Origin of the sequence: Rhizobium sp. CECT 9324, from assembly GCF_918741265.1 — a bacterium.
GTDB lineage: Bacteria > Pseudomonadota > Alphaproteobacteria > Rhizobiales > Rhizobiaceae > Allorhizobium.
In genome coordinates this window covers 1059531-1081683 of sequence record NZ_CAKKMZ010000001.1, presented here as the reverse complement: position 1 = coordinate 1081683, position 22153 = coordinate 1059531, and the positions used below count along the sequence as shown (strand labels likewise).

At 63.2% G+C, this 22153-nt stretch carries 17 protein-coding genes; 7 read left to right on the top strand and 10 right to left on the bottom strand.

What is annotated here, in order from left to right; genetic code table 11:
• Positions 1–38 precede the first annotated feature (38 nt).
• Positions 39–1247 carry an acetyl-CoA C-acetyltransferase gene (locus tag LQ231_RS05150; protein WP_230170542.1) on the bottom strand — a complete coding sequence of 403 codons (1209 nt, stop codon included), beginning with the start codon at positions 1245–1247 and terminating at the stop codon, positions 39–41.
• Between the two features lie 285 nt (positions 1248–1532).
• Positions 1533–3326, bottom strand: a complete 1794-nt coding sequence (locus LQ231_RS05145) for an acyl-CoA dehydrogenase C-terminal domain-containing protein (RefSeq protein ID WP_230170541.1) — start codon at positions 3324–3326, stop codon at positions 1533–1535.
• Between the two features lie 455 nt (positions 3327–3781).
• On the opposite strand from LQ231_RS05145, the gene LQ231_RS05140 reads away from it, so the two are divergent.
• From LQ231_RS05140 to LQ231_RS05130, 3 genes are all read left to right on the top strand, one after another.
• Positions 3782–7711, top strand: coding sequence for a peptidoglycan-binding protein (locus tag LQ231_RS05140; RefSeq protein WP_230170540.1), 3930 nt, complete (start codon positions 3782–3784; stop codon positions 7709–7711).
• 205 nt (positions 7712–7916) lie between these two features.
• A complete protein-coding gene (locus LQ231_RS05135; protein WP_113143203.1) occupies positions 7917–8834 on the top strand; it encodes a sulfite exporter TauE/SafE family protein in 918 nt (305 codons plus the stop codon).
• 1 nt (position 8835) lies between these two features.
• Positions 8836–9642 (top strand): TIGR02186 family protein, encoded by an 807-nt coding sequence (locus LQ231_RS05130; protein WP_230170539.1) that lies wholly within the window; start codon positions 8836–8838, stop codon positions 9640–9642.
• A gap of 7 nt (positions 9643–9649) precedes the next feature.
• Here LQ231_RS05130 and pdeM read toward each other — a convergent pair whose 3' ends face one another.
• Together pdeM and LQ231_RS05120 are read right to left on the bottom strand one after the other, a co-directional pair.
• A complete protein-coding gene (gene pdeM / locus LQ231_RS05125) occupies positions 9650–10372 on the bottom strand; it encodes a ligase-associated DNA damage response endonuclease PdeM (RefSeq protein ID WP_113143201.1) in 723 nt (240 codons plus the stop codon).
• A 71-nt stretch (positions 10373–10443) separates the two neighbouring features.
• Complete coding sequence (locus LQ231_RS05120; protein WP_230170538.1) at positions 10444–12945, bottom strand: ligase-associated DNA damage response DEXH box helicase; 2502 nt, start codon at positions 12943–12945, stop codon at positions 10444–10446.
• A gap of 99 nt (positions 12946–13044) precedes the next feature.
• On the opposite strand from LQ231_RS05120, the gene LQ231_RS05115 reads away from it, so the two are divergent.
• Both LQ231_RS05115 and LQ231_RS05110 read left to right on the top strand, forming a co-directional pair.
• Positions 13045–13545 (top strand): Rrf2 family transcriptional regulator, encoded by a 501-nt coding sequence (locus LQ231_RS05115; protein WP_113143199.1) that lies wholly within the window; start codon positions 13045–13047, stop codon positions 13543–13545.
• A 28-nt stretch (positions 13546–13573) separates the two neighbouring features.
• Positions 13574–14035 carry a carboxymuconolactone decarboxylase family protein gene (locus tag LQ231_RS05110; RefSeq protein ID WP_230170537.1) on the top strand — a complete coding sequence of 154 codons (462 nt, stop codon included), beginning with the start codon at positions 13574–13576 and terminating at the stop codon, positions 14033–14035.
• 81 nt (positions 14036–14116) lie between these two features.
• Here LQ231_RS05110 and adhP read toward each other — a convergent pair whose 3' ends face one another.
• From adhP to guaB, 4 genes are all read right to left on the bottom strand, one after another.
• Positions 14117–15145, bottom strand: a complete 1029-nt coding sequence (gene adhP, locus LQ231_RS05105; protein WP_113143197.1) for an alcohol dehydrogenase AdhP — start codon at positions 15143–15145, stop codon at positions 14117–14119.
• Positions 15146–15343: 198 nt separating this feature from the next.
• Positions 15344–16219 (bottom strand): dienelactone hydrolase family protein, encoded by an 876-nt coding sequence (locus LQ231_RS05100; protein ID WP_230170536.1) that lies wholly within the window; start codon positions 16217–16219, stop codon positions 15344–15346.
• Between the two features lie 83 nt (positions 16220–16302).
• Positions 16303–16719 (bottom strand): MAPEG family protein, encoded by a 417-nt coding sequence (locus LQ231_RS05095; protein WP_230170535.1) that lies wholly within the window; start codon positions 16717–16719, stop codon positions 16303–16305.
• A gap of 89 nt (positions 16720–16808) precedes the next feature.
• Positions 16809–18299, bottom strand: a complete 1491-nt coding sequence (guaB, locus tag LQ231_RS05090) for an IMP dehydrogenase (RefSeq protein ID WP_230170534.1) — start codon at positions 18297–18299, stop codon at positions 16809–16811.
• 307 nt (positions 18300–18606) lie between these two features.
• Between guaB and LQ231_RS05085 the strand changes: the two genes are divergently transcribed.
• Positions 18607–18918, top strand: a complete 312-nt coding sequence (locus tag LQ231_RS05085) for an ATPase inhibitor subunit zeta (protein ID WP_230170533.1) — start codon at positions 18607–18609, stop codon at positions 18916–18918.
• Positions 18919–18999: 81 nt separating this feature from the next.
• On the opposite strand, the gene LQ231_RS05080 is transcribed toward LQ231_RS05085, so the two are convergent.
• Positions 19000–19983: an MBL fold metallo-hydrolase gene (locus LQ231_RS05080; protein WP_230170532.1), complete on the bottom strand. Its 984-nt coding sequence runs from the start codon at positions 19981–19983 to the stop codon at positions 19000–19002.
• A gap of 277 nt (positions 19984–20260) precedes the next feature.
• Here LQ231_RS05080 and LQ231_RS05075 point away from each other — a divergent pair, with 277 nt between their 5' ends.
• A complete protein-coding gene (locus tag LQ231_RS05075) occupies positions 20261–21667 on the top strand; it encodes a DHA2 family efflux MFS transporter permease subunit (protein WP_230170531.1) in 1407 nt (468 codons plus the stop codon).
• 14 nt (positions 21668–21681) lie between these two features.
• On the opposite strand, the gene LQ231_RS05070 is transcribed toward LQ231_RS05075, so the two are convergent.
• Positions 21682–22080, bottom strand: coding sequence for a VOC family protein (locus tag LQ231_RS05070; RefSeq protein WP_230170530.1), 399 nt, complete (start codon positions 22078–22080; stop codon positions 21682–21684).
• Positions 22081–22153 lie beyond the last annotated feature (73 nt).

Genomic DNA, 22153 nt, shown 5'->3' with positions numbered 1-22153 from the left:
CGAAGCGGAGGCGGGGTGAGGGGCTTTCATTTGGAGCCTCAAACCCGTTCGATGATCGTCGCCGTGCCCATGCCGGCGCCGATGCAAAGCGTGACGAGCGCGGTGTTGAGATCGCGGCGTTCCAGTTCGTCGAGCACGGTGCCGAGGATCATTGCGCCGGTGGCGCCGAGCGGATGGCCCATGGCAATCGCGCCGCCGTTGACGTTCATCACGTCGTGGCTGACGTTGAAGGCCTGCATGAAGCGCAGCACGACGGCGGCAAAGGCCTCGTTCAGCTCGAACAGATCGATGTCGGCGATTGTCATGCCGGAACGCTTCAACAGCTTTTCGGTGACGTCGACCGGGCCGGTCAGCATCAGGGCCGGATCGGAGCCGATATTGGTGAAGGCGCGGATGCGAGCGCGGGGCTTCAAGCCCATGCTCTCGCCGCCGGCCTTGGAGCCGACCAGGACGGCTGCGGCGCCGTCGACGATGCCGGACGAATTGCCGGCGTGGTGGACATAGTTGATCTTCTCGATTTCCGGATGGGCCTGGATGGCGACGGCATCGAAACCGCCCATTTCGCCGGGCATCTGGAAGGACGGGTTGAGGCCGGCCAGCGACTGCATGTCGGTGCTCGGGCGCATGTGTTCGTCACGATCGAGGATGACGAGGCCGCTGCCATCCTTCACCGGGATGACGGACCGGTCAAAGTAGCCCTTTTCCCAGGAATTGGCGGAGCGCTTCTGGCTCTCGACGGCATAGGCGTCGACGTCGTCACGGGAGAAACCATACTTCGTGGCGATCAGGTCGGCAGACACGCCCTGCGGCATGAAATAGCCGGGGAAATTGACCGAGGGGTCCATGTACCAAGCGCCGCCGGACATGCCCATGCCGACGCGCGACATGCTCTCGACGCCGCCGGCGATGACGATGTCGTCGGAACCGGCCATGACCTTGCCGGCGGCAAGGTTGACCGCGTCGAGGCCGGAGGCGCAGAAGCGCGAGATCTGGATACCGGGGGCGGAGAAGGCATAACCGGCCTCGAAGGCGGCGGCCTTGGGGATGACGGCGCCGGCTTCCATGACCGGATCGACGCAGCCGAAGATGATGTCGCCGACGGTTGATGTGTCGAGGCCGTTGCGGTCGCGCAAGGCCTCCAGCGTGCGGGCGGCAAGCCTGGGCGTCGGCACTTCGTGCAGCGATCCATCCTTCTTGCCACGGCCGCGCGGGGTACGCACGTGATCGTAGATATAGGCTTCAGTCATTGTTTCTCTCCCTTTGGGCGATTGAACGCCTCGAAAAGCTTTTTGGCCACATATTTGGCCACACACGAGTGGCCCCTCATCCGCCTGCCGGCATCTTCTCCCCGCAAGCGGGGAGAAGATCGGGTGCGGCAGCGTCAGCGACTCACTACTACCGTTTGCGCGGGGCACGTCCCCTCGCCCCGCTTGCGGGGAGAGGGCTAGGGTGAGGGGCCATACTCCAGAAGAGCGTGTCGCCCCCTCATCCGGCCTACGGCCACCTTCTCCCCCGCTGGGGAGAAGGGAAAATCAAAACGCTTCGGCGGCCATTTCCATCAGGCTGTCGGCGCCGGCTTCGATGCGGGTCTTGCGCAGCGCCGTCTCCGGCATGATCTTTTCCATGTAGAAGCGGCCGGTGAGCAGCTTGTTCCTGTAGAATTCGGCATCACCCGTGCCGGCGGCAAGGGCGGTGTTGGCGGCCTTCGCCATCTTGGCCCACATATAGCCAAGAACCACGACACCGAAGAGATGCATGTAGTCGGTCGAACCGGCACCGGCATTGTCGGGCTTGGCCATGGCATTCTGCATGAACCACATGGTTGCGGCCTGCAGGTCGTTCAAGCCCTTCTTCAGGCTCTTGGTGTAGGAGGACAGGCTCTCATCGGCACGGTTTTCCTCGCAGAAATCGCCGATTTCCTTGAACAGGGCCATGACGGCGCGGCCGCCGTTCATGCCGAGCTTGCGGCCGACGAGATCGAGCGCCTGGATGCCGTTGGCGCCTTCGTAGATCATCGCGATGCGGGCATCGCGGACATACTGGCTCATGCCGTGTTCCTCGATATAGCCGTGGCCGCCGAAGACCTGCTGGGCCATGACCGCGTGGTCGAAGCCCTTGTCGGTCAGCACGCCCTTCAGGATCGGCGTCATCAGGCCGAGGATGTCGTCCGCCGTCTGCTTCTCAGTCGCATCGCCCGAGCGGTGGGCGATATCGGACTTCAGAGCGGTCCACAGGGTGAAGGCGCGGCCGGCTTCGTTGAACGACTTGATGGTCAACAACGTGCGGCGGATGTCGGGATGCACGATCAGCGGATCGGCCTTCTTTTCCGGCGCCTTGACGCCGGACAGCGAGCGGCCCTGGATGCGTTCGCGGGCATAGTTGGCGGCATTCTGGTAGGCGATTTCGGCGATCGACAGGCCTTGCAGGCCAACGCCGAGGCGGGCCTCGTTCATCATGACGAACATGGCCGACAGGCCCTTGTTTTCTGCGCCGATCAGATAGCCGGTCGCCTCGTCGTAGTTCATCACGCAGGTGGAATTGCCGTGGATGCCCATCTTGTGTTCGATAGCGCCGCAGGTGGCGGCATTGCGGGCACCGACCGAGCCATCGTCACCGACCATGAATTTCGGCACGATGAACAGCGAGATGCCCTTGGTGCCTTCCGGTGCGCCCTCGATGCGGGCGAGCACGAGATGGATGATGTTGTCGGTCATGCCGTGCTCGCCGGCCGAGATGAAGATCTTCTGGCCAGAAATCTTGTAGGAGCCGTCCGCCTGCGGAACCGCCTTGGTGCGCAGCAGGCCGAGATCGGTGCCGCAATGCGGTTCGGTGAGGTTCATGGTGCCGGACCAGGTGCCCTCGACCATCTTCGGTAGATAGGTCTGCTTCTGTTCGTCGGAACCATGGACGAGGATGGCGGCGATCGCGCCCTGGGTCAGGCCCGGATACATCATCAACGCCATATTGGCGGACGACATGTATTCGCCGACGGCGACATGCAACGTGTAGGGCAGGCCCTGGCCGCCGAATTCCGGCGGGACGGCGAGGCCGAGCCAACCGCTCTGGCAATAGGCGTCATAGGCTTCCTTGAAACCCTTGGGCACGGAGACCGTGGCGTCGTCGTGGCGGGTGCAGCCTTCCTGGTCGCCGGAAAGATTGAGCGGGAAGAGCTGCTCCTCGGCCAGCTTGGCGGCCTCGCCGACAATCGCCTCGACCATATCGGGGGTCGCATCCTCGAAACCCGGCAGATTGTTGTACCGGTCGAAACCGAGCACGTCGTTCAGGATGAAAAGCGTATCGTTTACGGGGGCCTTGTAGACAGGCATCGGGTATCTTCCTCCAAAGACATGGTTCCGAGATTATCGGACTGGTTCTAGCTTATACAAATAATTGACGTGCGCGTAAACGTCAAAATTATCGGGTACCCAAATTTTGCCACTGGCGACAGGCGCCCTTCCCCGCACCACGCCGGCAATCCGCAGACAAATCCCGTTCCGACACACGGCACCGGAGCACAGGCTGGCAGGTGCTGCTTGCGCGGGGCATTTCAGCGAAAGTTAAAGTTTTTTAGGACCGGGTTAACGGCTTCTTTACCATGTTTCATGAAAGGTTGCTTTTGAAAGCTGGCGATCCGCGCGCCTTTCATATCGTCCCTGGCACGTCCTTCGGAAGCAACCGGACCGACAGGTGGGAGGCGAGCAAGATGCCGGATCAAAGGCCTGACAGCGGCAGACGCAGCCGAGCGGAGTAACCGTCGGCCATCATCGAAGCGAGCAGAACCATGAACGGATCTCGATCACCCTCTCAACGTCCCGGCGGCACATCTTCGCTGGACGCGCTGAGTCGTACCATCGAAGGTCTCGAGGCACGGATCGATGGCCTGATGGGGCAAAACGGCCGCAACCGTCCCGCCGACGAGATGCCGCGTGCACACGAGCCTGCAGCCGGACCGCAGCGCGATTTTCGCGACCCTCTGACGGAAATCCGCGAACGCCAGCGCCTCCTTGAAGAGAGCCGCAACCGCGTGCCGGAGCGTATAGCCGAGCGCAGCGCCTATCGAAACGATCCGGCGCCCCTGACCGCGTCCCCGACACCGAGCCGCGACCCCCTGCCTGTATTGCGCGAGCCGGTGCGGGAACCGCTGCCGCCTTTGCGTGATCCACTTCCGTCGCTGCGCGAGCCGCTTCCAGCGCTGCGCGAGCGAGGGGCAGACCGTTTTACCACACGCGGCGATCGGCGGGCCGACAGCGGCAGCCATGACATTACCGAAGCTTTGATGAGCCTGCGCCAGGAGCTGAAGCAGGACATTGCCGAGAGCATGGCGCGCGAGATTTCCGGCCTGCGCCACGAGATGCGCAGCCTTCGCACACTGGCCGAGGAAAGCCGGCCGAGCGAGGACATGCGTCTCGACATCGCCAAGCTTGCCGACAGCATCCACCAGCTTGACGCCGCCAAGGCTCCGGGTGCCGACGGGTTGCAGGCGGAATTCAATGAACTGCGCTCGTTGATGGACGGCCTTGCCCGCGAGGATTCCGTTGTGCGCATGGAGCGTCGCTGGAGCGATGTCGAGGTCCGTCTCGGCGAACTCGACACATCGGCCATGCGCGATGAAATCATCCGGCTGGCCGACCGTCTCGACGATATCAAGGCGCATCTCGGCACGATGGGCGACACGCGCGCCATTCGGGCGCTCGAGGAAAAGCTGATCACCGTTGCCTCCGCGCTCGAGCATATCGGGGCGCATATCGACCCCAACGAACGCATGGTGATGGAACAGTTTGCTGGCATCGACATGCGGCTCGACGAGATCACAAGGGCAATTGCCGCCGGCAGCCGCAGCACGGCCAGCACCGACACGGCCACCCTGCACCGGCTGGAAGACCGGCTGGCCGGCCTTGCCCGGCAGATCGAAGTCTTGAACGACAGCCGCGACCCGCAGACGGACGCTTCTGAAGAACTGGCCCAACGGCTGGAACTGTTGACGCAGCGCATCGAACAGCTGTCGACCAGCCAGAGCACCGCGCCACTGGAAGACCGTCTCGACCAACTCTCCTACATGCTGGAGAAAACACAGAAGCCGGTACCGGCTCCGGAACTCACGGGCTATCTCGCCGATATCTCGCGCAAGATCGACGCACTGGACAACGGTTCGGTGAACGATCGGCTGGCCGACAGGCTGGAAGTGCTGGCGCGGCGGATCGAGGAACTCGACCTGCCGGTTGCCGCAACCGCGCAGATCGACGACAGCGCATTCCGCGACCTGGAAGACCGGTTGAACGCCGTCGTCTACCGGCTCGAAGAAACAAGCGCATCTGCACCGGCTGGCGACAGCGCCAGCCTGCGCGGCCTCGAAGAACAGATCGCGCATCTGTCGATGCTGATCAGCCAGCCATCAAGCGATCCGGAAGTCGCAGGTCGGATCTCGGCCCTGGAAGACTATGTCGCAACCAGCGACGAATATATCATCGAGGCGGCCCGCCAGGCCGCCGAGACGGTGATGGCAAATTTTGCCCATCGCGGACCGTCTTCCACTGCGAGCCCGGCCGACCTCAGCGCACTGACAGCGCTTTCGGACCACCTGCGGCAGCTCGAAGACTTCTCGCGCAATTCGGAGGAGCGGACCCACCGCACCTTCGAGGCGCTGCATGGCACGCTTGTGCAGATCGCCGGTCGTCTCGACGAATTGCAGGACGGCGTCCACAAGCCCGAACCAGCCCTCTTTGCCCAGGCGCCGATCACCCAGCACCAGCCGCAGGACCGACGCCCGGAACCCGCGACACGCGAGCCGGTCATGGCCCCCATGGCCGCCCAAACCGAGACATACGCCGCCGACGCGCATCCGATCGATGCCGAACTCCAGGCGGCAGCCGATGCCTTTGCCGAAACGATGACCGCGCTGCCGGTGATCGAAGCGGCGCGAAACGAGAAGAAGCCGGCCAAGCCGAGCCTGCTGGCCGGACTGGGCAAGAAACTGCTGCCCGCGAAGAAGGAGCCGAAGCCCACGGAGGCCCGGCAGATGATCGACCCGGCACCGTCGATCGACCCGGTCGACATCGTGGCTGCGGATGAAGACAACGAACTGCTGGAGCCAGGCTCCGGTGCGCCGGACGTACGCAAGATCCTGGAGCGGGTTCGCGCCAGCCAGCAGGCTCCGCGCAACGATGCCGCCGGCAAGGACGGCAATGATCGGACCGACTACATTGCCGCCGCCCGCCGCGCCGCCCAGGCGGCCGCGATGGAGATGGACCGTGCCCAGAAGACGGCTCCGGCCGCCCGGGCGGTCGCCGGTCTGAAGGCGAAGACGAGCGACACCCAGAAGACCTCCCTTTTCGGTCGCTACCGCCGGCCGATCCTGATGGCCGTGGGCGCGATCCTGCTGGCCGCCATGGCGATGCCGCTGGTCAACACGCTGATGCGCGACGACAACAGCAGCCAGCCGGCGCCGATCGAGGCACCAGCAGCGGACGAAAACAGCCAGATCGAACAGGCGCCCGCGACTACAGACACCGCGGCGATCGAAGCCGCGCCGACGATCGATACAAGCGCTGCACCGACCGAGGCGGCCATGGCAGTGCCAAGCCTCGACGCCCTGGAGCCCGCGGAAGACACACCGATCGAAGAGGCCGCGACGGCGAGCGACGTGATTGTACCGGACGCGGACGCCGCCACGCCAATGATCGGCGACATGCCTGCTGCGGCCGAACCGACCGCGGCGCTGATGGCGCCGACGGAGACAGCACAGCCCCTGACTACAGAGGCTCAGACACCTCCCGCGCAGACCCTGGACAGCAATCCGGCACCGGTTGCGGAAAGCGCGACGCCTGCACCGACGCCGGTTGACGCCAAGGCGGCCGCAATTGTGGTTCCGGCGGCGATCACACCGCCGTCGCTGTCGATTGCCGCCAAGGACGGCGATCCGGTGGCGCTGTTCGAGATCGGCGCGCGCTATACCGATGGTCGCGGCGTGACCAGCGATTTTGCCGAAGCGGCCAAATGGTACCAGCTTTCGGCTGATCGCGGCTTCGTGCCGGCACAATATCGACTTGCCAATCTTTATGAAAAAGGCACCGGCGTGCCGCGCGATATCGTGGCGGCCAAGCGCTACTACGAGATGGCGGCCAATGCCGGCAATGCCAGCGCCATGCACAATCTCGCCGTGCTCTTTGCGTCCGGCGCGGACGGCGCGCAGGATTATGCCAAGGCGGTGGAGTGGTTCGAGAAGGCTGCCGAATTCGGCATTTCCGACAGCCAGTTCAACCTGGCCATCCTCTATGCACGCGGCAATGGCGTGAAGCAGGATCTGACCGCTTCCTACAAGTGGTTCGCCGTGGCGGCCGCGGGGGGCGACAAGGACGCCGCGCAGAAACGCGACGAGGTGGCCAATGCGATGAAGCCGGACGAGCTGGAGCGCGCCCGCGCCGCAGTGGACCTGTGGAAGGCAAAGCCGCTGGATGCCGATGCCAATTCGGTCAACACGCCGGATGAATGGGCCGGCAAGGGCCTGAAAACGGCCAGCGTCGACATGAAGAAGGCGATCTTCAACATCCAGGCCATTCTCAACAAGAACGGCTTCGACGCCGGCAAGCCGGACGGCGTGATGGGTGCGAAGACCGTGACGGCGATCAAGGCCTTCCAGACGTCGATGGGAGAACAGCCGACCGGTCAGGTTTCGGATAAACTGGTGAATGCGCTGCTCGCACGCAACAAATGACCGCTCTGTCATAAAAGGCGGAGAATCAGGGCTTAAGGGTGGCTGCAGAATTGACTTGCGGCCCCCGGGGGCGCAAGAAAAGACAAGCTTGGGATCAAATCCAATCAAGGACTTGCGCCCGTTTTAGACAATATGTGAACGGGCCGCGATCCGGCCTCCAGAGATCCGCGCCGAGAGCGCGGATAGTCGCATTTGAGGTCAGCGCGTGACGATCTATCTGCCGATCGCCGAATTATCGGTGAACATCTTCATCATCCTCGGCATGGGCGCGGCTGTCGGGTTTCTCTCAGGCATGTTCGGCGTCGGCGGCGGCTTTCTGATCACGCCGCTGTTGATCTTCTACAACATTCCGCCGGTGGTCGCGGTTGCGACCGGGGCCAACCAGGTGGTTGCCTCCTCGGTGTCCGGTGCCATCACCCATTTCAGGCGCGGTACGCTCGACATGAAGCTCGGCTTCGTGCTTCTGGCTGGCGGCCTTGTCGGCGCGACCATCGGTGTCGTGATCTTCTCCTGGCTGAGACGCCTCGGTCAGCTCGACCTGATCATCTCGCTGCTCTACGTGGTCTTCCTCGGCACGGTCGGCGGGCTGATGCTGGTCGAAAGCCTGCGCGCCATGCGCCGCGCCGCGCGCAACGAAACGATCTCGCTGAAGCGGCCGGGACAGCACAACTGGGTGCATCGCCTGCCGTTCAAGATGCGGTTCAAGAAGTCGAAGATCTATCTCAGCGTCATCCCGCTGATCGCGCTCGGCTTTGCCATCGGCATCCTGACCTCGATCATGGGTGTCGGCGGCGGCTTCATCATGGTGCCGGCGATGATCTATCTCTTGCGTATCCCGACCAATGTGGTCGTCGGCACGTCGCTGTTCCAGATCATCTTCACCACGGCCTATACGACCATCGTGCAGGCCGCGACGAATTTTTCGGTCGATATCGTGCTGGCCTTCGTGCTGATGGTGGCCGGCGTGATCGGGGCGCAATACGGCGTGCGGGTCGGGCAGAAGCTGCGCGGCGAACAATTGCGCGCGCTGCTCGGCTTGCTGGTTCTGGCCGTCGGCGTGCGCCTGGCGATCGAACTGGTGCTGACGCCGGATGACATCTATTCGCTGGCGATCGGGGGCTGAGATGTTGAAGACGCTGATCGCCGCCGCGTGTTTTTCCTTCTGCCTTGCCAGCGCGCTTCCGGCCGCGGCGCAAAATCCGCTGGCCACCGAGATCATCGGGCAGGAAACGCTCGATATCGGTACGTCGACCAGCGAAATCGCCATTACGTCCGACTTTTCCGGCGCCGACCTGACGATTTTCGGGGCGCTGGCCAATGCCGACCAGTTGCTGCTGGCGATCGGGCAGTATGACGTGGTGGTGACGCTGGAGGGACCGCGCGACTGGACGACCGTGCGGCGCAAGGAACGGCTGTTCGGCATCTGGGTCAACCGGACCTCGATGACCTTCGAACAGATGCCGACCTCCTATTCGCTGGCGAGCACGCGGCCAGTGAGCGAGATTGCCGCCGCGGGCAAACTGACACAGCTCGGCATAGGCATCGAGCATCTGGCGCTGACCCCGACGGGCTACCTGAGCAATGCCGCCAATCTCGGCGAATTCCGCGATGCGTTCCGGCGACTGAAGCAGACCGCAGGGCTCTACCAGGGGGATACGAACGGCGTGCGCTTCGTCTCGTCCAGCCTGTTCAAGGCGACGTTGCGGCTGCCGGCGAACATTCCGGACGGGGTGCATATGGTGCATGCCTATCTGTTCAAGTCGGGCGAGTTCATCACCGAGCGGGAACTGCCGCTGCGGGTGATCAAGACCGGGCTCGAGGACGCAATCACGCAGGCCGCCCACCAGCAGCCGCTGTTCTACGGCCTGTTTGCCGTGACGCTGGCGCTGCTCACCGGCTGGCTGGCCAGCCTGATCTTCCGCAAGGATTGATGACCGCTCAGCCGAGCAGGTTGCCGAAACGCACCGAATATATCCGGTCGCGGCCGAGCAGGTGGGCGATCAGGTCGGCGCGGGAAAACAGGCCGGTAAAGGCCTTGTGGCGCAGATCGAGACCGCCGGTCAGGACGCCGAAGGCCGGCATCAGCAGGCGGTTGCCGTCGGTGGCAAAACACGGGCGGCGCACGGATTTTTCCCGGCGGCGGACGGTGGCGCAGGGGTGCAGATGGCCGGCGATCTCGCCGGCGCCATGGGCAAGCGACGGTTCGTGGCGGAAGGTCAGGCCCGACAGGGCGATCTCGTCGGCGGACATTCCCGGCAGATCGGTGGTGCCGTCCGGGTCATGGTTGCCGTTGATCCAGATCCACTCGCGGCCGCGCGCCATGGCGGCGATCATCTCGCGGAACGGCAGCGGCATCAGGGCGGACCCTGCCCGATCATGGAAATTGTCGCCGAGACTGATGACGGTCTTCGGCTGGTAGCGGGCGATCACCGCATCGAGCAGCTTGAGCGTGGCGAGCGTGTCATAGGGCGGCAGCAGCTGGCCACGACGGGCAAAGGCGGCACCCTTTTCCAGATGCAGGTCGGAGACGACGAGCAGGTCGAGATCGGGGAAATATAGCGCACCCGACAGATCGGCAAAGCCAAGCTGTCCGGCGATCACCAGGCTTGCGCGCCTTGCGTCATCCTCTTGCTCACCGATCGCCCGTGCCAGTCTGTTCATTGCGCCCTTCTAGCGTTTTTCAGTGCGGATGCCAGCCCTGTTCAGGCCAATCCAGTTCACGCCAACCCAGTTCACGACAGGGCTTCCGCCATCAGATCCTCGGCGGCAAAGGCCAGCAGGTGTTCCTGGGCATCGCCGGCGACCGGCTCCTTGCCGATCTCCATCATCACGGGTACCGCCAGCGGCGAGATCTGCTCCAGGCGCTTGTGCAGGATATGTCCCTTGATTCGTTTTAGCATATCGGCAAGCCGGGCGATGTCCAAAAGTCCGGCGGCGGCATCCTGTCGCGTCGCTTGCATCAGGATATGGTCCGGCTCGTGGGTGCGCAGCACGTCGTAGATCAGGTCGGCGGAGACCGTCACCTGGCGGCCGGACTTTTCCTTGCCGGGATGGCGCTTGTCGATCAGGCCGGCGATGACGGCACAGGTGCGGAAGGTGCGCTTGAGCATCCAGCTTTCGTTGAGCCAGGCTTCGAGATCGTCACCGAGCATATCCTCGTCGAAGAGTTCGGAAAGGCTCAGCGCCTTGCGGGCGATCATCGAGCCCATGTCCTCCAGGCCCCAGATTGCCAGCGCATAGTCTGTCGCGACGAAGCCAAGCGGCTTGGTGCTCCTGCGTTCCAGCCGCCTCGTGAGCAGCATGCCGAGCGTCTGGTGGGCAAGCCTGCCCTCGAAGGCATAGATGACCATGTAGAAGCGCTCCCCGCGCGGGAAAGTCTCGATCAACAGGTCGCCGCGCTTCGGCAGGACGGATTTCTCCTGCTGCAACGCCAGCCAGTCGCGCACCTGATCCGGCAGGTTGGCGCGGCGGGCGGGATCGTCGAGCATGGCGCGGACCTGGTCGGCGAGATAGGTCGACAGCGGGAACTTGCCACCGGCATAGGCGGGGATCTTCGGGTCCTGGGAAAAGGCATTGGAGACAAGGCATTCATTGTCGCGGATGCCTTCGAAACGCAGAACCTTGCCGGCGAAGAGGAAGGTGTCACCCGGCGTCAACTGTTCGAAGAAATACTCCTCGACCTTGCCGAGCGTCATGCCGCCGCGGCCGATCGAGCCCAGGTGGTTGCGTTTGACGAGGCGGACATTGAGCATCGGCATCTCAACGATGGTGCCGAGGTTGAGGCGGTATTGCTGGGCGACGGCCGGATTGGAGACGCGCCAGGTGCCATCGACCGTCAGGCGGATGCGGGCGTAACGCTCATAGGTCTTCAGCGCATAACCGCCGGTGGCGACAAACTCGACGATGCGGGCGAAGGTTTCGCGCGGCAGGGCGGCATAGGGAAGCGCGCTCACGACCTCTTCATAGAGTTCGTTTTCGACAAAAGGGGCCGCACAGGCCATGCCGAGCACATGCTGGGCGAGCACATCGAGCGAGCCCTCGCCGACTGGCGGGGTGTCCTGGGCGCCGATGTAATTGGCGTCAAGCGCCGCCTGGCATTCCATGACCTCGAACCGGTTGGCCGGAACCAGGATGGCGCGCGACGGCTCGTCCATGCGGTGATTGGCGCGGCCGATGCGCTGGGCGAGCCGCGAGGCACCCTTGGGCGCACCGACATGCACGACGAGATCGACATCGCCCCAGTCGATGCCGAGATCAAGCGTCGAGGTGGCGACGACGGCACGCAGCTTGTTTTCGGCCATGGCGGCCTCGACCCTGCGGCGCTGGGACACGTCGAGCGAGCCGTGATGCAGCGCGATCGGCAGGTTGTCGTCATTGACGGTCCAGAGTTCCTGAAACAGCATTTCGGCCTGGGAGCGGGTGTTGACGAAAAGCAGCGTCGTCTGGAAATCCTTCAGCACCTTGTAGAGATCGGGGATGGCATAGCGGGCGGAGTGACCGGACCAGGGGATGCGCTCCTCCGTGTCCAGGATGGTGATGTTCGGCCTGGCGCCGCCATCGACGGTGATCACACCGGACTCCGCGGTTGCATGCAGCGGCTGGGCGACCAGCCAGCGGCGCAGGTCGAGTGGTTCGGCGACGGTGGCCGACAGGCCGATGGTCTGGAGATCGGGGGCAAGCCGGCGCAGGCGGGCGAGACCGAGCGACAGGAGATGACCGCGCTTGGAGGTGACCAGCGAATGCAGTTCATCGAAGATAACGTAGCGCAGGTCCTTGAAGAACCGTCCGGCATCGGCATGGGAAATCAACAGCGCCAGCTGCTCGGGCGTGGTCAGGAGAATGTCGGGCGGGTTGAGCTTCTGGCGCTGGCGCTTGGCCTGCGGCGTATCGCCGGTGCGGTTTTCGATCGAAATGGCCAGCCCCATCTCGGTCACCGGCTTCATCAGGTTGCGCTCGATATCGACGGCGAGCGCCTTCAAAGGCGAGATGTAGAGCGTGTGAATGCCGGTGAAGGCGGATCCTGGCGGCAGCTTGCCGCGCTCGGTCAGCTCGGTCAGCGCCGGCAGGAAACCGGCGAGCGTCTTGCCGGCACCTGTCGGCGCAATCAGCAGCAGGCTTTCGCCCGATCGTGCGCGGCGGAGCAATTCCAGCTGATGGGCGCGCGGCTGCCAGCCCTTTTCGCCGAACCAGCGATGGAAGGGGGCAGGCAGAAAAATCTCGGCGGCCTGATTCATCAACACTCTCTCAACCTAGCGCAGTGGCGGCGAAAAAGAAGCGTCCTTGACACTTGCAATAATCACGGATAAATTATATCCACGATAAGGGGCAGGCACATGAAACTCAGTGACGGCATAGAACAGGCGATCCACTGCATGACGATGCTGGCCAGCCTTGAAGAGGGCAGCACGCTTTCGGCAGCAGCCCTTGCGGAGTTTCACGGCGTATCGCCGAGCTATCTGCTGAAACATCTGCAGGCACTGTCGGCTGGGGGGCTGGTTGCCACCGTTCCCGGCCCGAAGGGCGGCTACCGCCTCGGGCGAACGGCCGCCGCGATCACGCTTCTCGACATCGTTATCGCAGTGGAGGGTCCGCAACCGGCCTTTCGCTGCAACGAGATCCGCCAGCGGGGACCCAATCCCCTCCCCGCGCGGTACTTCGACAAACCGTGTGGGATTGCCGCTGCGATGCTCGCGGCCGAGAGGGCCTATCGGGCCGAACTGAAGAAAACCAGCATCGCGGATCTGATCGCAGATCTGACTGAGGCAGACGATGGAGGCATTGCCGCGCGCGGTTGTGCCTTCCTGGAAATCAACGAACGCAAAGCCGCACGCTAAGGCTTGCCCATCCTCGAAAGGAACCATCATGCATCCCCGTCTCGATATGCAGAAGGCGGCACCGGCCGCCTTCAAGGCTGTGCTCGGCCTGGAAAACTACGTCCAGTCCAGCGGCCTTGCCCGCTCGGAAATCCACCTGATCAAGCTGCGTGCCTCGATCATCAATGGCTGTGCCTTCTGCGTCGACATGCATATCAAGGAATCCCGCCATGACGGGCTGTCCGAACAGTGGTCCAACATGATGTCGGTGTGGCGGGAATCGCCGGTGTACTCGGCCCGCGAACGCGCCCTGCTCGGCTGGGTCGATGCGGTGACGAACCTTGCCGGCACCGGCGCACCCGACGCTGACTTCGAGGCCCTGAAGGCGAATTTCAGCGAAACCGAAATCGCCAATATCACGGTGGCGATCGGTGCCATCAATGTGTGGAACCGGCTCGCCGTCGGCTTCCGCTTCCAGCATCCGATCGACAAGCCGCGCGCAGCGGCCTGAGAACGGTCCCGAGAGACACAATAGATTGGAAGGCGGTGCAATTTCTGCGCCGCCTTGCCTCGTTTGCAGACCGACTGGCGATCAGGCCGCCAGGTCCAGCACGATACGGCCGTCGATCTGGCCCTTTTCCATGCGCTTGAAGATGTCGTTGATGTTCTCGAGCTTGTCCCAGGAGAAATGCGAGGCCACCTTGCCCTCGCCGGCAAACTGCAGGCTTTCCTCAAGATCCTGGCGGGTGCCGACGATCGAGCCGCGCACGGTGATGCGCTTCAGCACCGTCTCGAAGACCGGCAGCGAGATGAAGCCCGGCGGCAGGCCGACCAGCGCCATCGTGCCCTTGGAGCGCAGGAAGCCATAGGCCTGCTCCATTGCCTTCGGCGACACAGCGGTGACCAGCGCGCCATGCACGCCGCCGGTTGCCTTCTGCACCTGTTCGATCGCATCTTCGGCCGTGCCATTGACGACGATATCGGCACCCAAGTCCTTGGCGAGCTTCAGCTTGTCATCAAAAATGTCGGCGGCGACGACATGCATGCCCATCGCCTTGGCATATTGCACGGCCATGTGGCCGAGACCGCCGATGCCGGAAATGACGACCCATTCGCCGGGGCGGACTTCGGTTTCCTTGAGGCCCTTGTAGACGGTGACGCCGGCGCAGAGGATCGGGGCGGCCGCGCCGAATTCGAGATTGTCCGGCAGGCGGCCGACGAAATCGGGATCGGCCAGACCATATTGGGCAAAGGTGCCGTTGACCGAATAGCCGGTGTTCTGCTGGCTGCCGCACAGGGTTTCCCAGCCGGTGCGGCAGGGATTGCAGCAACCGCAGGCCGTGTGCAGCCATGGCACGCCGACGCGGTCGCCTTCCTTGATGCGGGAGACGCCGGCGCCGAGCTTGGCGACATAACCCGTGCCTTCGTGGCCGGGGATGAAGGGCGGGTTGGGCTTGACCGGCCAATCGCCGTTGGCGGCGTGCAGGTCGGTATGGCAGACGCCAGTTGCCTCGTATTTCACCAGGATCTGGCCCGGACCGGGTTCGGGGATGGGGTGTTCTTCAATCACCAGCGGCTTGCCGAACGCACGCACCACCGCAGCTTTCATTGTCGATGCCATCATATCCTCCAGTCAAATTTGACGATTGCCCCATTGCATGGGCACCACCCCGCGGGATCGCCCGGCGGGTATGACAGGAGACTATGCGCGTATGGAGGGAACGCGATTGATCAGTGTCAATCTGTCGGCAATTTCATCGGAATGACATGAAACAGTCTTGAGCCAAGGTGGCGGGGGAGATCCCCCCCGCCGGCAAGCTCAGGCGAGGTTCTTCTTGAGGAACTCGACGGTGCGCGACCAGGCGAGATCGGCGGCGGCCTTGTCGTAGCGGGCCGACGAGGTGTCGTTGTTGAAGGCGTGGTTGACGCCGTCATAGACGAACAGCTCATAGGTCTTGCCATTGGCATCGAGCGCTGCCTTGTAGGCGTCGATGCCGGCATTGATACGCTCGTCGAGCCCGCCATAATGCAACATCAGCGGCGCCTTGATCGCCGGCACGTCCTCGGCCGGCGCCTGGGCACCGTAATAGGCGACGCCTGCGCCGAGCTCCGGCGAGGCAACCGCCATGCGATTGACCATGCCGCCGCCCCAGCAGAAACCGATCGCGCCGACCTTGCCATTGGTCTTTTCATGGGAGGCCAGGAACACGCGGGTCGCCTCGCCATTGGCAACGGTTGCCACCATGTCGAGACCAGAGAACATTTCGCGCGCCTGATCCTCGTTTTCCGGGGTGCCGCCGAGCGGCGACAGGAAGTCCGGGGCGAGCGCGACGAAGCCTTCGAGCGCCATGCGCCGGGCGACATCGCGGATATGCGGATTGAGGCCGCGGTTTTCATGGATGACGATAACGGCCGGGAGCCTGTCGGTCGCACCCTTCGGCATCACGAGATAGCCCTTCATCTCGCCGCCGGCACCCGGATAGGTGATGTCCTGCGCTTCGAGGCGGTCGTCGGCTTCCGGAACGATGGTGGCATTGGCCTGGTTGGCGGCCAGCAGCGGCATGATGGCGGCGGCGGCCGCACCGGTGCCGGCAAGCCGGGTCAGCTTTTCCATGAAGCCACGACGATCGAGTGTCAGATGGGTGTATTCATCATAGGCGTTGATCATCGCCTGGGTAATCTTCGGCTTGTCCATGTTCTTCTCCCATGTTGAATTCAACATCGGGAAAGATAGGCGCAGCCGCCGCCAAGCCCAGACAAAACTGCGTTACCGCAGGATCACGAAAACGCCATCCACGCCACAAGCCAGACCCAGAGGGCAAACAGCGTCGCAAAGCCCAGGCCGAACAGCGGCCGGCGCAGCTGCAGACGGTTGCCGAAGACATGCACATAGGCATGGGCGTAACGGGCCGCGACGAAGAACCAGGCGAGCGCGACGGCGACCAGATTGTCGGCCTGGGTGATGTAGAGGAGGACGCAGACGGCGTAAAACAGGATCGGCAGTTCGAACTGGTTGGCGATCGATTTGTTGACCACGCGGCTTTCCTCGGGCTCGGCCAGGTTCTCGCGAAAGGCGATGCGCTCCACCTTGCCGGAGCGAACAACGTCGCTGCGACGCAGGACCAGCAGGCCGTAAAGGCAGAAGACGAGGAAGGCATGGGCGACCAAAGGCCAGAACATTTCAAAACCGGTCATGGCAAAGTCCTTGTTCAAATCACTCTCATGAAAAAGCCCGAGGTCGTTGCCGACTTCGGGCCTGTGCTCTGTCTAACGGATTTCAGCGATCACGCACCGCCCGGGTAGTTCGGGCTTTCGCGTGTGATCGTCACGCCATGCGGATGGCTTTCGCGCAGGCCGGCGCCGGAGATACGCACGAAGGTCGCCTTGTCCTGGAAATCCTTGATGTCCTTGCCGCCGACATAACCCATTGCTGCCTTCAGGCCGCCGGCGAGCTGGTGCAGCACGGCCGAGACCGGACCCTTGTAGGGAACCTGGCCTTCGATGCCTTCCGGCACGAGCTTCAGCGTGTCGCGCACTTCGGCCTGGAAGTAACGATCGGCCGAGCCGCGCGCCATGGCGCCGACAGAACCCATGCCGCGATAGGCTTTGAAGGAACGGCCCTGGTAGAGATAGACTTCGCCCGGGCTTTCGTCGGTGCCGGCCAGAAGCGAGCCGACCATGACGGCCGAGGCGCCTGCGGCAATCGCCTTGGCCACATCGCCGGAGAACTTGATGCCGCCGTCGGCGATGACCGGGATGCCGTGCTTGTTGGCTTCCTCGACCGCCGCCATTACGGCTGCGAGCTGCGGAACGCCGACGCCGGCGACGATGCGGGTGGTGCAGATCGAGCCCGGGCCGATACCGACCTTGATGCAATCGGCGCCGCTGTCGATCAGCGCACGCGTGCCCTCGCTGGTCGCGACATTGCCGGCGATGATGCGGATGGCGTTCGACATCTTCTTCACTTCGGCGACCGCGTCGAGCACCTTCTGGCTATGGCCGTGTGCGGTATCGACGACAATCACGTCGACGCCGGCCTCGATCAGGCGCTCGGCGCGTTCGCGGCCATCGTCACCGGTGGAGATGGCGGCTGCGACGCGCAGGCGGCCCTGGGCATCCTTGGCGGCATGCGGGTTGAGCTGCGACTTCTCGATGTCCTTGACGGTGATCAGGCCGACGCAACGACCTTCGTTGTCGACCACGACCAGCTTTTCGATGCGATGGGTGTGCAGCAGGCGCTTGGCCTCCTGCTGCTCGACGCCATCCCTGACGGTGATCAGGTTCTGGTGGGTCATCAGCTCATGGATCTTCTGGGCCGGATCGGAGGCGAAACGCACGTCGCGATTGGTCAGGATGCCGACCAGGCGGCCCGGGCGACCACCGTTCTCGACGACCGGAATGCCGGAAATGCCATGCGACTTCATCAGCGACAGGGCTTCGGCGAGCGTTGCGTCGGGGCCAATCGTCACCGGGTTGACGACCATGCCGCTCTCGAACTTCTTGACCTGGCGTACTTCCTCGGCCTGCTCGATCGGTGTCAGGTTGCGATGGATGACGCCCATGCCGCCCGACTGGGCCATGGCGATCGCCAGACGGCTCTCGGTGACGGTGTCCATGGCCGACGACAGGATCGGCAGCGCGAGATCGATGTCTTTTGCGATGCGGGTGGCGATATTGGTCTGGCCCGGCATGATTTCCGAATGGCCGGGCTGCAGCAGCACATCGTCAAAGGTAAGCGCTTCTGCGCCGGTTGCCGAAATCACGATCCGTGCCATTGCCATTTCCTTCGTTTGGTAAAAAGCCGGAAGCTCCGGGACGAAATATACGTCCGGCTGCTCCTGCAAAAACTGCTTGGAAGTTGGCGAGGGCTGGTAACACGTTCATGACAGGAAGGGAATAGCAAAATGGATTTCAGCCGCAGGGGCCTTATTTCTGCGCTCGGGGCGGATAAATCTCGCGTTTAACGAGAATTAAATCATGCTAATGAAGAGATCCTCAAGTCTTCTCCGCTAGAAGAGCCTGGATCGCGCCGAAAACGGCCGGCACCAGAAAAAAAGCAAAATCAAAACGGGGACGTGTCACATGACGGCAATCAGAAAACGCGCAGTTGCGCTTGAGAACCAATTTGCCCGCGATCAGGAACTCCTGTTCAAGACCGAAGCGCGCCGCAATGCGCTTGTCGGCCTTTGGGCGGCATCGCTGATCGGGACCGGCAATGGCGAAGCCTATGCCAAGGAACTGGCCATGACGGCAGTCGAAGGCCAGCACAAGGTGCTGGAGCGCCTGCGCCATGATTTCGATGCAGCAGGTGTCGCAGTGCTCGATACCGACATTCAGGACCGCATGGTCTCGATGCTGCGCACCGCAGCCGACGATCTCTACAACGGCCGGTAAACCGCGCTTTCGCGACGATCAGGGGCCCGCACGGCGATCGCGCGCCTGCAGGCCCTTTTTCACGGTCGCGATCGGGGCCGATCAGATATCGAACTGATAGGCCTTGGGCACGAAGCGATAGCCCTGGTCGACCTTTTCGACATAACCGACGGCCGGGAACGGCATATGATAGCCGAGGAAGGCAAGCTTGTCGGTCGCCAGCATGTCGAAGACCTTCTTGCGGCTGGCAGCGGCAGCAGTCTTGTCCATGTCGAACCGCACTTCCCAATCCGGACGCTGCAGCGACAGGACGAAGTGGTTTGCCGTGTCGGCGGTGAGCACCAGCTGGCGGCCTTCCGATTCCACGCTGTAGATCATGTGGCCGGGCGAATGGCCAAAGGCGGCCATGCCAGTGATGCCGGATACGACTTCGCCGCCATCGCCGATGAAGGTCATCTTGTCGGCCAGAGGCTTCACATTGGCGAGCACACCCTTATGGCCGCCTTCGGCCGGCGTGCCGGCGCGGGCCGGATCAACCCAGAAATCGTATTCTGCCTGACCGGTCACATAACGGGCGTTCGGGAAAGCAGGAGCGCCACCTTCCATCAGGCCGCCGATGTGGTCGCCATGCAGATGGGTGAGCACGACGATGGTGACGTCCTCGCGCTTGTAGCCGGCCGCCGTCAGGCCTTCCAGCAAACGACCGTTGCCATTGGCGCGGCCACCTTCGCCGAAGCCGGTATCGAACAGGATGACATCCGATCCGGTGTTGATCAGGGTCGGCGAGAAGCTGTTGACGAACTTGTCGGCGGGCAGGAAATTGGCTTCGAGCAGCGCGCCGACCACTTCCGGGGTCTGGTTCGTGCCGAAAATTTCCTGCGGATTGTCAGAGGGGCGTGCGCCATCCTTGACCACGACGACCTCGAACTTGCCGACGTTGAAGCGGTGGGTCTCGGGCGGCATGGCATGGTTGATATCCATGGAGGTGTCGGCTCCGGTCTGCGCCCTTGCGGCGGTCATGATCATCGGCGATGCCAGAGCGACGCCTGCACCACCCAGCAACATTCTTCTCTTTAGAGAAATCATCGAAAACTCCCTCGTTGAAAAATTCCTCCGCCCGGCACGCCGAGCACTCGTGGCGAGATAGGCTTTCCCGCGCCATAGGAAAGTCGCCTCACACCATCGTGATCCGGAGGGGACATGGCACAGGGAACATTTGATGCACGCGGCGCATCTCCGACGAGATCAAACTTCCTGTTGCACAGGCGCAGGAGACGATATCGCCGCCGTCGTGAATAGGATAGAAGACGCACCGCACGCTCTTGCCCGCCGCATTCCCCAGGACATTCCCCAGGACATCTCGATGAACCGCATCACGCCGCTGATCCTTGCCGTCGCGCTCTTCATGGAGCAGATGGATTCCACCGTGATCGCGACGGCGCTGCCGACCATTGCCGCCGATCTCCATGTCGGCCCCATCACGCTGAAACTGGCGCTGACCGCCTATATGGTGGCGCTGGCGATCTTCATCCCGATCAGCGGCTGGATGGCGGATCGCTTCGGCGCCAAGCGCATCTTCCGCGCGGCGATCGTGGTCTTCATGCTGGGCTCCGTATTCTGCGCCATCTCCGGCTCCCTGACCACGTTCGTTGCGGCGCGGTTCCTGCAGGGCATGGGCGGAGCGATGATGACGCCGGTGGGACGCCTCGTGCTGTTGCGCACGACGAAACGCAGCGACCTGGTCTCGGCGATGGCGCTCTTGACCATTCCCGGCCTGCTCGGCCCGATCACCGGACCGCCGGTCGGCGGTTTCATCACCACCTTCTTCAGCTGGCACTGGATCTTCCTGATCAACATCCCGATCGGGCTTGCCGGCCTCTGGCTCTCCAGCATCTACCTGCCCGAGATCGATCCGGTGGCCACCGCACCGATCGACTGGAAGGGGTTTGCGCTCACCTCTATCGCAGCGTCCGGGCTCGTCTTCGGCCTGTCGGTGATGAGCCTGCCGGGCTTGCCGATCACCGTCGGCATCGGGGCCGCGGTCACCGGGTTGCTGTGCCTGGTGCTTTATGTGCCGCATGCGCGCCGGCACAAGGCGCCGCTGCTCGATCTCAGCCTGTTTGCCAATCGCAGCTTCCGCGCCTCGATTATCGGCGGCACGGCATTCCGGCTGGCAGCAGGTGCAACGCCATTCCTGCTGCCGCTGATGCTGCAGCTGGGTTTCGGGATGACGGCATTCGAATCGGGCATGACGACGTTCATTGCCGCGGTCGGCGCGATCACCACCAAGTTCGTGGCGCGACGCGCCTTTGCGGCCGCCGGTTTTCGCAACATCCTGATCGCCGCCGGCCTTGGCGGCACATTGACCACGGTCGCCAATTCCTTCTTCACGCCGTCAACGCCGATCGCCGTGATCATGGCCTTCCTGTTGATCGGCGGCTTTTTCCGGTCTTTCTTCTTCACCGGGGTCAACACGCTCGGCTATGCCGAGATCGACGACCGGTATGCAAGCCAGGCCACATCGCTGACATCGGTGCTGCAGCAGATCAGCCTGGCGCTCGGCGTGGCCGTTGCGGCGGCCATTCTCGAAACCAGCACGACGCTGTCCGGCGGCACATTGTCACTTGGTGATTTCCACGTCGCCTTCGCGGTCGTGGCCGGGCTTTCCGTCTTCGCGATCATCCCGTTTTTCGGGCTGCCGCGCGATGTCGGATCAGCGGTCTCGGGCTATCGCCGATCGGCAGAGACGGACACCATAGCCGTGAAGTGAAAGCCGCAGTCCGCTCAGGGCTTTTCGCAAACAGCCGAGAGCTTGTTGCCGTCGGGATCGCGGACATAGCAGGCATAAAAGCTGGCATGATAGGGCCTGAGACCGGGCGCGCCTTCATCGGTGCCGCCATTCGCAATCGCTGCAGCATAAAACGCATCGACCGCGTCGCGGCTCGGCGCATCCAGCGCCGTCATTGCGCCATTGCCGAACGTCGCCTCTTTGCCGTTGACCGGCGTCAGAACCCAGAGGCGGCAGCGCCTGTCGGCTTCGGCTTCGGCGTCACCTTCGGGGGCGTAGCCGAGCTCATCGTCCTCGGTCACGCGGCGCGTCACCGACAGCGGTGCCAGGACGGCATCATAGAAGATCTGCGAGCGGGCGAGATCGGTGGAGCCGAGGGTGATGTACAGCAGCATTTGGTCTTTTCGTCCTGTATGTGTCCTGATCCGGCTCGACGCCTGGTGCGCCAGTGCTGGTGCGCCAGTTCTG